13 protein-coding genes are annotated in these 12,598 nt (G+C 65.7%); 9 read left to right on the top strand and 4 right to left on the bottom strand.

What is annotated here, in order from left to right; translation table 11 throughout:
* Positions 1–1,668 (bottom strand): recombinase family protein (locus GI374_RS19730; protein ID WP_370515063.1); only part of this gene is annotated, 1,668 nt, incomplete at its 3' end.
* A 767-nt stretch (positions 1,669–2,435) separates the two neighbouring features.
* Positions 2,436–3,296: a DUF3320 domain-containing protein gene (locus GI374_RS00010; protein WP_195759781.1), complete on the bottom strand. Its 861-nt coding sequence runs from the start codon at positions 3,294–3,296 to the stop codon at positions 2,436–2,438.
* A gap of 468 nt (positions 3,297–3,764) precedes the next feature.
* Here GI374_RS00010 and GI374_RS00015 point away from each other — a divergent pair, with 468 nt between their 5' ends.
* Complete coding sequence (locus tag GI374_RS00015) at positions 3,765–4,064, top strand: hypothetical protein (protein ID WP_154334977.1); 300 nt, start codon at positions 3,765–3,767, stop codon at positions 4,062–4,064.
* A 221-nt stretch (positions 4,065–4,285) separates the two neighbouring features.
* Here the strand turns inward: GI374_RS00015 and GI374_RS00020 are convergent, their stop codons facing one another.
* Complete coding sequence (locus GI374_RS00020; protein WP_154334978.1) at positions 4,286–4,717, bottom strand: hypothetical protein; 432 nt, start codon at positions 4,715–4,717, stop codon at positions 4,286–4,288.
* Positions 4,718–4,825: 108 nt separating this feature from the next.
* Positions 4,826–5,167 carry a hypothetical protein gene (locus tag GI374_RS00025; RefSeq protein ID WP_154334979.1) on the bottom strand — a complete coding sequence of 114 codons (342 nt, stop codon included), beginning with the start codon at positions 5,165–5,167 and terminating at the stop codon, positions 4,826–4,828.
* Positions 5,168–5,213: 46 nt separating this feature from the next.
* On the opposite strand from GI374_RS00025, the gene GI374_RS00030 reads away from it, so the two are divergent.
* From GI374_RS00030 to GI374_RS00055, 8 genes are all read left to right on the top strand, one after another.
* Positions 5,214–5,396, top strand: coding sequence for a hypothetical protein (locus GI374_RS00030; RefSeq protein ID WP_154334980.1), 183 nt, complete (start codon positions 5,214–5,216; stop codon positions 5,394–5,396).
* 129 nt (positions 5,397–5,525) lie between these two features.
* Positions 5,526–5,861: a hypothetical protein gene (locus GI374_RS00035; protein WP_154334981.1), complete on the top strand. Its 336-nt coding sequence runs from the start codon at positions 5,526–5,528 to the stop codon at positions 5,859–5,861.
* A gap of 35 nt (positions 5,862–5,896) precedes the next feature.
* Positions 5,897–6,139 (top strand): hypothetical protein, encoded by a 243-nt coding sequence (locus GI374_RS00040; protein ID WP_154334982.1) that lies wholly within the window; start codon positions 5,897–5,899, stop codon positions 6,137–6,139.
* Between the two features lie 114 nt (positions 6,140–6,253).
* Positions 6,254–6,853 carry a site-specific DNA-methyltransferase gene (locus tag GI374_RS18965; RefSeq protein WP_229582397.1) on the top strand — a complete coding sequence of 200 codons (600 nt, stop codon included), beginning with the start codon at positions 6,254–6,256 and terminating at the stop codon, positions 6,851–6,853.
* A 48-nt stretch (positions 6,854–6,901) separates the two neighbouring features.
* On the top strand, positions 6,902–7,282 hold the full coding sequence (locus GI374_RS18970) for a site-specific DNA-methyltransferase (protein ID WP_229582399.1): 381 nt from the start codon (positions 6,902–6,904) through the stop codon (positions 7,280–7,282).
* Between the two features lie 27 nt (positions 7,283–7,309).
* Positions 7,310–7,885: a hypothetical protein gene (locus GI374_RS18975; protein ID WP_229582401.1), complete on the top strand. Its 576-nt coding sequence runs from the start codon at positions 7,310–7,312 to the stop codon at positions 7,883–7,885.
* Positions 7,885–10,590 (top strand): DEAD/DEAH box helicase, encoded by a 2,706-nt coding sequence (locus tag GI374_RS00050; protein ID WP_154334983.1) that lies wholly within the window; start codon positions 7,885–7,887, stop codon positions 10,588–10,590. The genes GI374_RS18975 and GI374_RS00050 overlap by 1 nt, the downstream gene beginning before the upstream one ends.
* A 508-nt stretch (positions 10,591–11,098) precedes the next feature.
* Complete coding sequence (locus GI374_RS00055; protein WP_195759783.1) at positions 11,099–12,208, top strand: hypothetical protein; 1,110 nt, start codon at positions 11,099–11,101, stop codon at positions 12,206–12,208.
* Positions 12,209–12,598: the final 390 nt, after the last annotated feature.

Consider the following 12,598-nt stretch of genomic DNA (forward strand, 5'->3'; position numbering starts at 1 on the left):
AACCACCGTTCCCGACCACGCACCAGCCCCGGCCGCTAGCCGGGGCTTTCTGCCGTCCGGCTCGCCCAGCGCGAGGATGCCCGCGAGCGCGCCCGAGATCTCGATCCGGTGTCCGCCGGGTTCATCCGCGTCTGGCAGCATCCGGATGTCGGAGATGAGCCCGCGCAGCGCCTCGGATGCTTCCAGCCGGAGGCTGGGATCCTGCAGGGATTCGGCCAGATCCTCGATGCGCTCGCGATAGAGCGCGCTCAGACTCGGGTGCAGCCGAAGCGCAGGGGACTCCGGCGCCTCTTCGAGCGCGCGCGTCAGCCTTTCCTTCTCATCTTCGAGCCCGGCCATCTTCGCCTTCATCGACGAGTGATACATGCCGTCCTCGATCGCCGAGAGCATGGCCGCGATCTTCTTCTCGATCTGGGCGAGCTCACGCGTTTGCCTGTCCCGATCCTTGGAGGTATCGGCCGCCGCTTCGTTGAAGGCTCGCCGGTATTCCTCGGCGAAGGCGGCGATGAGGTCCGGATGCAGCAGCCGGTCCTTGAGTCCGGAAAGGACCCGGGCCTCGACCTCCTCGCGGCGGATCGTGGCACCATTCGTGCAGAAGGCCTTACCCTTGTTGCGCATGCCGGCGCAGCCATAGCGGGTCTTGTTGATGAGCGTATAGCTCGCGCCGCAGCAGCCGCACGTCACCAACCCTGACAACAGGTAGCTTGGCCGGCGGGCGCGCTCCGGCCGGTTCGGGCCATCGAGCACGCCGGCAGGGTTGATCTCGGCACGGATCGCGCCCTGGCGGACCTTCACCTCCTGCCAGAGGTCCTCGTCGATGATCCTAAGGTGAGGCACGTCCTCGGTCAGCCATGCCGAGGAGGGATTGAGTCGGGCCTGCCGCTTCTGGGTGACCGGGTCCTTGATGAAGGTCTGCCGGTTCCAGACCAGTTGTCCGATATAGAGCTGGTTGTTCAGGATCCCGGTGCCGCGTTTCCAGTTCCCGGAGATCGTCGAGGGACCCCATGTTCCGTCGCCCTTGCCGCTGTCGGGGCTGGAGATGCCTTCCGCGTTAAGGGCGGCGGCGATGGTTCGCGCGCTCTGGCCGGCGGCGTAGGCGCGGAAGATGCGCTCGACGATCGCCGCCTGCTCCTGCTCGATCTCGCGCTCGCCGGTCGTGACGCTGCCGTCCGCCCTGACGTCACGCCGGACCCGGTATCCGTAGCTCTTTCCACCGGCCGATTTCCCTTCGCGAACCCGTCCTTCCAGACCACGATGGGTCTTCTGCGCCAGGTCCTTCAGGAAAAGCGCCGACATGGTCCCCTTCAAGCCGATATGCAGCTCAGAGATCTCGCCCTCGGCGACCGTGACGATCGGCAGTCCGAGGAAGGTCATGCGCTTGTGGAAGGCAGCAATATGCTCCTGATCGCGGCTGAGCCGGTCCAGACCTTCCGAAACGACGACGTCGAAGCGCCCGCGGCCGGCGTCCTGTTGCAGTTGCTGGAAGCTCGGGCGGAGCAGGAGCGAGCCGGACACGCCCTTGTCAGCGTAGACCTCGGCAATCTCCCAGCCACGGTCCGCGATCAGGCGACGGCAGACGTGCAGCTGGTCCTCGATCGAGGCCTCCCGCTGGAGTTCGGTCGAGTAGCGTGCGTAGATCGCTGCCCGGAGCCGGGTGGTTGCTGTCACGGATCACTCCTCCCGAGCGTTCGACATCTTCTGCGCCGCGACATGCTCGCGCGCGGCTTCGCGTGCCAGAAGCCGGACCAACTGCAGGAGGGAAGGATGGGGGGTCGCGGCGTCTTCGACAAGAGCAGACCCGACGGAGACATGCCGGGCCAGCGACGCCGGCTCGTCCGCTGCCCTCCTCCTGGCATGTGCATTTCCGCCCCGTGCCACTGGCCGAGTTCCTCCGTTCCGCGCAGAGGAGTTCCCCCGGCGGTTGATGATGATCTCGCAATGCTGTGGGGAAGATCCCCCGGCGCTGTCCTGGCCAGTATAGAGGATGACGCGGCATTCGGTTTGGACCGCCCCACGGAAATCCGGTAATCGGGCTCCGAACCTGTGGATTACCACCCCTGCGGGCCTTCGAGAGGCGTATTGCCGCGCCGCCTGCGCCCTGCGACCGGGTGCGGTCATCCGGCCGATAGCCATTCCGGGGCATGAAGACCCCGGAGACCGCCCCGTTGGTTGCGAAAAAGAATATGGCAAACCGCAATACCCGGGTCCGGCCATCAGCCGGCTAGGCAATCGGTGACGTTATCGACGCACGCCCGGCGACGTTCCGGTAGCCAAAGCTCACACTCGGACCATGACCGCTCATCCGAGGCTGACGTCCAGTTGCGTTCCATGCGACCTTCGAGATGAGGGCGCGCGTAATCGGAGGGAACCTTGGCGGTGTCCTTCCACGGGGAAGCGCGTGAGCAACGGAAATCTTTGTCGGCCCCGGATGCAGATCATGAAGGATTGGCGCGCCACCAGGCGAGGCATCCTTCGAGATACTCGCGAATGGCGGGGGTAAGGCGTCCGACACCGGCGAGCCGGGCGCATTCCCGAAGCGGGTCCGCCGCACGGATCAGCGCGGCGGCGTGCTGGTCAAGGAGGTCGGCGAACTCATGTCGAGAGATCTCGCGGATGTCGCGCTCCGGCCTGACGCGATACGGGACACGACTGGTGTAGGCACCTGGCTCCCACACGAAAGCGGTGCCGTCCTCCTCGTGGATCTCGGCGGCACCGAGGCACGCATCGATGCGCGCCGCGATCAGCCCGCCTGCCCGGTGCCAGCCATGGAGCCGAGCCACCTTCCGCCGCAGGAGGTCGAGGGGAAGCGGCGCATCTGTCCGGATGATCTCCGCGATGATCGAGTTGAGCCTGATCGAATAGCCGTCGGAGAAGAAGACCTCCTGAGACCCCGCGAGTTCCGCCTGGTCCCGGCCCGGTTCAGCGCGGTGCGGTGCCGGAGGACTGTTTTCGGCAGGACCGGCACGACCGTTGGACCGGGCATCGAACTGGGAATATCCGTTGGCCGCTGCCGCCAGCACGGCGCTGCCATCCAGCGCCGGCATCGGCACACGCGTGACCTGCAGGGCGTCGCCGGTGCGTCGGGCCGCGACATAGAGCTCGATCAGCAGGCGCAGATCAGGACGGTGTTCCGGTCGGACATCGACCTCCATGCGGACGAGGCCCGCGTGTCTCTTGCGCTCCCGAGAGCGCTGGTTCGCGTCCCGCCGCCGATTCTTCGTGGCCAACCCATATCGGGCGAGGCTCTCCTTCTCCTGCCGGGAGAGGCTGTTCCAGATCAGGTTGTCATCGTTCAATGCGAAATCCCTCGTGCCGCTCCTCCTGACATCAGCAGCGGGCGCCCGGATCGCCAGCCTTGGTCCGGCGATATCCACAGTCTCGCGCCGGCTGCACGCCATGTCGGCCCGGTCGTAGCTCGTCCGAGCTGCACAACGAGCAGCACGGTCAGGGTGGAGGTGAGACCTGTGGGGGTTGCTGGATATCCCGCGTGCTGGTCAGCGTTCCCGACACTGGAGGGTCTGACGGAGTGACTTCGGAAGATGTTCCGGGGCGTCTCCGGAGGCCTGTGACAGCAAGTCTCCGCGACTGGTCACCAGAAAACGCCTGCGGCCGAGACGGGGTCGATCTCGCTGGTTTGGTTTTTTCATCGGGACATCGGAGCCTCTGGGGGCCGAGGCAATCCAGCCGGGCGCGAAATCGTGGAACAGATGGCACGGCCGCGGAAGAACCCAGACGAGAAGCGCCAGCGGTGGGCGGTCCTGAACGTGACCGACGCCGAGCGGTGCGTGATCGAGAAGGCTGCCGCCGCAGCGCGCCAGCCCGTCAACCGGTTCATTCTCGCCCGCACGCTTTCCGGTGCCTCTGTGGTCCGGGCCGATTGGCAGCAGAACGTCGCCAGGCTCGGCACCGCAGTTGGGCTGCTCGAGGAGATCGCCGCCGAGGTCAGGAAGCAGGCGGCTCCCATGGATGCGCTGCGCATCGCGCTTGAGTTGCGCCGCGTCGACGCGGCGCTGATGGAACCGACGCTGTCCTCCTCGGCCGGCGCGGTCAGCTCGGAATGCTGATATCGTTCTCGAAGCATACCGGCGCCGGGGAGGGGGCGCAGGCCGGTCGAGCTCTGACGGACTATATGGACGCGCCCGCGGTCGTGAAGAGTTCCCCGGCCGGTGCTCGCCTTCTCGTGGCTCGCGACCCTGTTCCCGAGATCCTGCTGGGACGCGCTGACCTGCTGCGCGCGTCAATCCGCAGCCTCGCGTTCGTTCATCGCTACAGCTCGGCGGTGATGTCATTCGCCCGCGACGACATCGACATGGCTGCGTTCAACGCGGGTGCCCCCGAGCTCCGCTGGCAGGTCGATGTCGCGCTCCGCCTCCTCTTCATGGTGGCGTTTGCCGGGATCCCCGAACATCGCCGGCCGCCGGCTTATGTCACAACGCACACCCATACCGGCCGGCTCGAGGTGAACCTTGCCGTTTCGCGCGGCCTTCTGATGCCCCGAGGCGCCCTCCGCAGCATCAACCCGCATCCGCCGCGGCGCGGGAGCGCCGAGCTCTGGGCGGCGCTGCAGGACGCTCTGAATCATCGCTTCGGCTGGGCCGACCCCGGTGATCCGTCGCGGGCCCGCCAGCTGATCCTGCCAGACTGGGAACTGAAGCATGCGGCCGAGGCGGCACGCGCCGGACGTCCTCCCCAGCCGGACATCCGGCAGGTGTTTCATGAGCGGGTCCAGAGGATGATCGGCGACACGGCTGTCGGCAGCCGCGAAGCGCTGCTCGAGATCCTTGCCGAGAAGCGCACCGAGCTTGGGTTCTCCGTTGTCCGGATCTCAAGGCGCGCGTTCACGGTGGCCCCACCGGGCTTCGGTCCGGAACATCATGTCCGACTTGAGGGACTGCTCTATGGCGCCACCCCCCGCCCAGCCTTCTTCGAACCGGGCGGGCGAGATATCGACCAACTGAGGGCCGAGCGGCTCCAGCAGATGCGCACCGCGCTGCCGCGGCTTCAACGCGCATGGGAGCGCCGCGCCCTGGAGAACCAGGCTCGCTTCGGCATCGAGGATGACGCCGAGGTATCCGGTGATTTTGAGGGGCTGCTCGGCGCCGTTCCGGCTCGGCCTGCTCTCATTCCCCTCCGACACCACCGCCTTGCGGCCGCCAAGGCGAGGCATCGCACCGAAAGGACGTCAACCTATGAAATCGATGAGATTGTCCCCCATGGACCAGCTCCTGCTCGACACGATCCATCGGATCGAGTCCGACTGGCAGGTCCGCGAGGTCAGGCTTCGCAGGGAGATGGACGCGCTGCGCCAGGAGGTGGCGGCGCGGGACGAAGCCATCGCGAACTTGACCACCTCGCTGGCCGCCTGGCTGGACCCGGCGGCGCCGCCGCAATCCTGAGGTCCCTGGCGCGACGCCTGACATCCCTGGGCGAGCATCTGGCCGAGGTCATGCATGACGCCTGGTTCGGTCTGGTCCTCGAGCGCCCGCAGACATCAACACCCGCGTCCATGTCGCAAGGAGACCAGCATGACGGACGACACGAGCCTGCAGGAGATCAACCGGTGTCTCCGCTCCTTGATCGCGGCCTTCCAGTCCCTCGAAGAGATGCTCAGGGCAGGGACGGATGGCGCGCAGGACCGCAGGGAGGCGTTTCTGCAGATCCTGGGCGGGCTGGCGAACCGGACCGACCGCGCCGTCGAGGTGCTGGAGCGCCAGACAGCGGGAGAGGAGCGGCTGGCCAGGTGCGAGAAGATGCTCGGGATCATCATGGCCCGGCAACTCCACGACCGGGAGCGCGAAGCCCTGCTCCACGACGTGGTCGAGAACCTGATCTCCCGTCTCGACGAACCGCTGGGCGACTGACTCTGATCGACATCATTCGCGAGGTTGCCGCAGCGGTGGATGCGGTCGCGCCCGACGCCCGGTTCAGGGTCAGGAGACAGGGTCGTGGCGCCGAGGTGAGCGTCAACGGCATCCGCCTGCAGCTCCGCGACGGCCAGCTGATGGTTCTCGGCGATGGCGGGCAGCCGGATATCGCCGCGGCGCTGACGGAGAGCCTGTCCGTGCGGCTCCGCCTCAGCACTGGCGAGCCGCGCCCCATGGAAGCGGGAACCTCGTTGACGGATGGGTTGGAACTGTGAGGGCGGGCTCGGCCATGCTCCTCATTGCCTGACAACGCGAGGCATTGTTCGGGCTGGTGGTTCCCTTCCCCTGAATGGCTCGGCTACACCCGACGCAGGACGACGGGGGACGAGATGCCGATATTGCACTGGCTGACGCGGGACGCGGATCTGCGGACGGCCGCGCAGGTGCCGTTCCGGCTGCTGACCGAGGAACCCGCGCTGTCCCACGACGCGGATGGTTCCGGTGGCGCGGACGGGCTGCTGGTGCAGGGCGACAATCTGGAGGCGCTGAAGGCGCTGCTGCCGTTCTATGCGGGGCGGGTGAAATGCATCTATATCGACCCGCCCTATAACACCCGGTCGGCCTTCGAGCATTACGACGACAATCTGGAACATGCGCAATGGCTGGGGATGATCGTGCCCCGGTTGATGCTGCTGCGGGAGTTCTTGTCCGAGGACGGCAGCATCTGGGTCAGCATAGACGACAACGAGGGGCATTACCTCAAGGTCGTGATGGATGAGGTGTTTGGACGGCGGAACTTTGTGACTACCTTCATTTGGCAGAAGGTCGATAGTCCGAACGATAACAAAGTTCCTATTACACCCGATCACGAATTTATTCTTTGCTACGAGCGGAACGCAGAGCAGGCCGGTTTCCGGCAAAAATCTGACGAGAGTCTCTTGGATGCTTACCGCGTCTCAGCGGAGGAGCCGCGCCCACATCGGGACTGACTGATTAAGAAGAACGGAAAGAACTCGCTTCGCGCTGACCGACCCACAATGTTCTTTCCGATCAACGCTCCCGATGGAACTCAGGTATTTCCGATACACGACGATGGACGAGAAGCGAACTGGGCTTTCAGCGAGCGCGGGATTTCTCAGCTTCGGGGTGAAGGTCGCTTAATCTGGAAGAAGCGCACCCGCGATGGGGAGCCTGTATGGGTTCCCTATAGCCGGGAGTTCGCTAAGGATGATCCCACTCGCCCCCACCCGACGATCCTGCTGGATGTAAAAACTACGAGGCAAGCCAAGGCCCATGCACGGGAATTGGACCCGACAGGGGCACCGATAGATACGATCAAACCCGAACAGGTGATCGCACGCGTTTTGGACATCGCCACCAATCCCGGCGATTTGGTTCTCGACAGCTTCCTCGGCTAGGGGACCACCGCCGCCGTCGCCCACAAGATGGGCCGACGCTGGATCGGGGTCGAGATGGGCGAGCATGCCCGCAGCCATTGCGCCACCCGCCTTCGCCGCGTGATCGAGGGCGAACAGGGCGGCATCAGCAAGGATGTGGGCTGGCAAGGCGGCGGGGCTTTCCGCTTCGTGACGCTCGGGCCCCGCGTCTATGACGAGAACGGCGTGATCGCGCCCGAGGTGCGCTTTGCCGACCTCGGCCGCCATGTCTGGTTCTCGGAAACCCGCCGCCCGCTGGACGGGGTGCCCGACAAGCCCCTGCTGGGCATCGTCAGCCCTCCGCCCCGCGTTGAGGTGCCGGAGGATGAGGGCGGGGCGCCTCCGCCCGCGCCCGACCGCGCCGTGGCGCTGCTGTTCAACGGCATCCTCAAGGACCGCAGCCCCCAGGGTGGCAATGTGCTGACCCGCGCCACGCTGGCCCTGATCCGCGAGGCCCTGCCGCAGGGCTTCACCGGCACGCTGACCGTCTATGCCACCGCCTGCCGCCTGTCGCCGGCGACGCTCAAGCGCGAGCGGGTGCAGTTCCGCCAGACCCCCTATGACCTGAACGCGGGGGGTCTGTGATGGAGCTGAAACGCTATCAGCAGGCGACGCTGGACGCGCTTGACCGCTTCCTTACCCGCGTCCCGGCCTCTGGCCCCGCCGAGGCCTTCGTCCACGAGGTCGCGCATCAGGAACGCGCGGCGCGGCTGTCGGGCGAGCCTCTGCCAGCGCGCAAGCCCTATCAGCCGCTGACCGGGCTGCCCCAGGTTCCCTATGTCTGCCTGCGCCTGCCCACCGGCGGCGGCAAGACGCTGCTGGCGGCGGAGTCGGTGCGGCTGTGGTCGCAGGTCGCGGCGCGTCCGCAGCCGCTGGTGCTGTGGTCCGTGTCCTCAACCGCGATCAAGGACCAGACGCTGGATGCGCTGAGTGACCGCACCCACGCCTATCGCCGTCGTCTGGACGCGGCCTTCGGCGGGCGGGTGCGGGTGTTTGATATCGAAGCCTTCGACATGCTGACGCCGGCGGATCTGGCGCAGAACGCCTGCGTGATCGTCTCGACCATCCAGGCGTTCCGGGTCGGCAACACCTCGGGCCGCCGCGTCTATGCCCATCACGAGGCGCTGGAGCCGTTCTTTTCCGCCCTGCCGACCGAAGGGATGGAGCGGGTGTCGCAGGATGAAGCGGCCGAAAGCCCGCTGCTGACCGAAGGCACGGTGAAGTTCAGCCTTGCCAACCTGCTCTATCACCATCGCCCGCTGATGCTGGTGGACGAGGCGCATAACGCCGTCACCGGCCTGTCGCGCGACGTGCAGGCCCGTGTGCGGCCTGCTGCGGTGATCGAGTTCACCGCGACGCCCAAGGACCGCAACAACATCCTGTTCAGCGTGACCGCGACGGCGCTGAAGGACGAGGAGATGATAAAGCTGCCGATCCGCCTGCGCCCGCATGGAGACTGGCGATCCGCCGTCGATGGCGCGCTGCGCACGCGGCGGATGCTGGAAGAAAACGCCAAACGTGACAAGGGCCACATCCGCCCGGTGGTGCTGTATCAGGCGCAGCCGAAGGGTCGAGAACCCACGGTCGAGCAGATCCGCGACTATCTGGTCGGGCGGCTGGTCCCGCCCGGCTGGATCAAGATCGCCACCGGCGACCGGCGCGAGTTGGACGGCGTGAACCTGCGCGACCCATCCGAGCCCACGCGCCATGTCATCACCGTGCAGGCGCTGCGCGAGGGATGGGACTGCCCCTCGGCCTATGTGCTCTGCGCGACGCAGAAGCTGCGCAGCGCCACGGCGGTCGAGCAGCTTCTGGGCCGCGTGCTGCGGATGCCCTATGCCGAGCGGCGCAAGGATCCGGCGCTGAATATGGCCTATGCGCATGTTTCGGAGCCCGAGTTCAACGAGACCGCGCAGGCGCTGACCGACAAGCTGATCGGCATGGGCTTCACCGACGAAGAGGTGAAGGGTTCAGTCCAGCCCGACGGCTTGGCGGCGGAGCAGGGGATGCTGTTCGACCCGACTCCGGTCCGCCCGCAACCGGTGTGGCAGGTGCCGCTGGCGGACAGCGACGAAGTTCGTGCGGTCCTGACGGAGATGGCCGAGGCAGGCGTGGAATGGACCCCTGCGACCGATGGCAGCCTGACCGCAGGGATCAAGGGCGAGGTCGTCGAGGCAGTGGCCGAACGGCTGATTACCATGTCTCCGGAAACAAACCGCCCCACGCTGCGCGCCGCGCTGGAAAAGCACCGCGAGAAGGTCGAGCAGCGCCGCTCGCCCGCCGAAAAGGGCGCGGTGATCGAGGTGCCGCTGCTGTTCGCGTTGGTCGATGGCGAGTTGATCCCCGCTGACACCGATAGCCTGATGGAACTGTCGGACTGGTCGCTGAGCGAGGCCTCGGCTTGTCTGGACGAGGCCGACTTGAAGTTCCGGCGCAGCGACGAGGTGATGGAGATCGACCTCGACGGTGAGAAGCTGGTTTATTCCCGCACGACCGTGACGCAGCCCGCGTTACAGGGGCTGGGCAAGGTCGATGACGACAGCCTGGCGGGGACGCTGGTGCAATGGCTGGAACGCGCCTGCCGGGCTCCGGATCTGCCGCAGGACCACTTGCGCGCCTGGATCAGCGCCGCCGTGGCGCATCTGCGCAGCCGCCGCGGCATCCCGGTCCAGACGCTGGCGGACTGGCAGGACGCGCTGTCCGCCAAGCTGCGCCAGCGCATCGCCGGACAACGCGACGCCGCGCGCCACGCGATCCGCCAGGCAGCGCTGTTCGATGAAGGCGCGGCGCCGACGATATCGCCGCACGGCACGATCCGCTTCGACGCATCGACCTACGCCGATGTCGCCTTGACGCCGTTGAACCGGCTCCGCTTCCAGAAGCACCTGCTGGGCAACGATGCAGTCCCGGCCTTCGATGGCGACGAGACCGGCGAGGAGTTCGCCTGCGCCCAGGCGCTCGACGCGCTGGAGCAGGTCGAGGTCTGGCTGCGCAACATCCCCCGCCACCGTGACAGCTTCTCGCTGCCGCTGCTGAAAGATAACTTTTACCCCGACTTCGTGGCGAAGCTGACCGACGGGCGGCTGTTCATTGTCGAATACAAGGGCGCAGACCGGGCGACCAACGAGGACACCCGCAACAAGACCCAAATCGGCACCTGCTGGGCGCGGGCGTCAGGACATGTCTATGCCACGATAGAGAAGGCGAAGCACGGTCTGGGCATGGCCGAGCAGATGCGGACTGCGCTCAAGCTGGACTCCAGGGAAACCATACTGAGCGGCGAGGGCTGAACCCTGTGCTGCGATGATGTCTGTATGCAACACTTGGCAACCTGTCGCCGTTCGGCGAACTTTTGCGGCCGATAGTGCGGCACGACTATCTACTCGGGGCCAGGCGCTTTTCTGCTCACCTTGGGGAGAGGGCCTCCCTGTGGCCGCCTGCTTCGGGCGGAAAGCGGACGGTTGCAGGCGTCGAGGACCACACATGGCACAATGCGGGAAGCGGTCGTTCCGATGCCGCTCTACTGTGGGAGGACCTAGCCGCGCGTCACGACGAGCCCCAAGCGGACGTTCGAACAACAGCAGCCATTTTAGCGTTTAGAGTAGCGGACTGCAGTCGTGACCGGGACTGCTGCGTGTGCCAGTGCCAGCCCATCCTTGATCTGACCTCGCGTTCTCCTCGCAACAGCGGAGCAGGAACTGTTAGGGAGAGCTCGCTCGCGTCAAGCAGTATTCGGGGGGGTTCATTGTGGGGCTGTCGTCCATCTCTCATCTGATTGCCGGGGCAGCAGCCCTGGGCTTGCCAGCCCTGCCTTCCTCTGCGGCTGATTTTCAGTTCTTCCCGGGCAATGTCGAGATACCGGCGGTGATCCACATCAAGGGTGAAGTCGTCCCGGGCGACTCTGAGAAGTTCTACGATCTCGTCGAGCACGAGGACCGCGCGATCGTCACTCTAGACTCACCCGGCGGCATGGTTCAGGACGGACTATCCATCGCTTCCGAGATTGCTATGCGTGGCTACACTACCACGGTGGCAGGGGGCGACGAATGCTACTCGGTCTGCGCCGTGATGTGGGTGAGCGGTAAGAACCGCGTCATGGACAGGACCTCGTCCATCGGTGTGCATGCAGCGTGGCGGGATATTGCGATGGATGACGGCACGTCCTTGGCGACGGAGTCTGGCGTCGCCAATGCGGACATCGGTTCCTTTCTCACCCATGTCGGGCTCAGCCGGGAAGCGATCCTCTATTTCACGGCGGCCGGCCCCGACGAGTTGCTCCCGATCACTCCCGAGATTGCTCAGCGGCTCGACATCGACACGATGGTCTTTGACGGGGATGACATTCATAGACCCGAAGACCGGCCCACGCCGCGGCGCATCATGCGACAGGTCACCGAATATCTTGGCATTGGGGCCCAGTGCTCCGAGATATTCGGTGTCGATTCCGAGTGGCTGAACGAGCAGGGCGGAAACAGGCTGACGCTGGGCCATGACCTGTTCGGCCCCGAGATCTTCGTCGATCTTGTCGTCGAGTTCACGGCAGTGCAGAAAAACAGGATCTCCACCGTGGGGCTGAGACCCTGGTGCACGGAGGCCGAGCGCAACCTCCGGCTCGACAACCTGCCAACAGGGGTGACTGGGCCAGGGTTCGACTGCTCGAAAGCAACGACGCCTACTGAGCGCGCGATCTGCGACACTCCTGACCTGTGGACGACAGATCGAACCATGGGCACGCTCTTCGGTATTTTCCAGGAGAAGGCCTCTCCAGAGGAGAAGCGCATTCTCAGTGAGAGGCAGCGAGGCTGGATTGGTCGCCGGGACGGTTGCGGTGCAGATGCCGCGTGCATCTCCGACCGCTACAAGGCGTGGTTCCTCGATATCACGAGCCTTACCGCCGACCTGAACTGAGGCCCTCCCGCCGGGGCGGCCCATGTCATCCCTGCCGCTACCCGCCGAGCGGGATCGATCTCCCCGCTGCTGGAAACAGCCGAGGGTAGTAATTTTCCAAAATCTAGAACCCGCACGCGTCGACGTGCTCGTTAGAAGCACGCGCACGCCATCCTGGAGGTCGATTTCCGACCTGAAGCCGAAGAGCTCACCGCCGCACTGCTCGATCTAGAAGATGCCTTGAGTGCGTGGCGCCTCGGTCCGCTTTCCCAACGCTGCGGCAACGACCGCGCACACCACTTCGATCCACCCGATCCTGAACGCAAACATGCGGCGTCCCGAGCGGCGACCGCGGAGAGAACCCAAGAGCCCGGCACGCAGGACGAACGCGGAAGATCAGCGCTTGACCAA

It is taken from the genome of Paracoccus sp. S-4012, assembly GCF_009674885.1.
Classification (GTDB): Bacteria; Pseudomonadota; Alphaproteobacteria; order Rhodobacterales; family Rhodobacteraceae; genus Paracoccus.

What these genes read in the sequence shown, in the direction of transcription:
- GI374_RS00020 (WP_154334978.1), bottom strand. Translation starts at nt 4,717, where the DNA reads ATGAAACACCTGCCGGATGTCCGGCTGGGGAGGACGTCCGGCGCGTGC.
- GI374_RS00025 (WP_154334979.1), bottom strand. Translation starts at nt 5,167, where the DNA reads ATGCCTCGCCTTGGCGGCCGCAAGGCGGTGGTGTCGGAGGGGAATGAG.
- GI374_RS00030 (WP_154334980.1), top strand. Translation starts at nt 5,214, where the DNA reads ATGGACCAGCTCCTGCTCGACACGATCCATCGGATCGAGTCCGACTGG.
- GI374_RS00035 (WP_154334981.1), top strand. Translation starts at nt 5,526, where the DNA reads ATGACGGACGACACGAGCCTGCAGGAGATCAACCGGTGTCTCCGCTCC.
- GI374_RS18965 (WP_229582397.1), top strand. Translation starts at nt 6,254, where the DNA reads ATGCCGATATTGCACTGGCTGACGCGGGACGCGGATCTGCGGACGGCC.
- GI374_RS18970 (WP_229582399.1), top strand. Translation starts at nt 6,902, where the DNA reads ATGTTCTTTCCGATCAACGCTCCCGATGGAACTCAGGTATTTCCGATA.
- GI374_RS18975 (WP_229582401.1), top strand. Translation starts at nt 7,310, where the DNA reads ATGGGCCGACGCTGGATCGGGGTCGAGATGGGCGAGCATGCCCGCAGC.
- GI374_RS00050 (WP_154334983.1), top strand. Translation starts at nt 7,885, where the DNA reads ATGGAGCTGAAACGCTATCAGCAGGCGACGCTGGACGCGCTTGACCGC.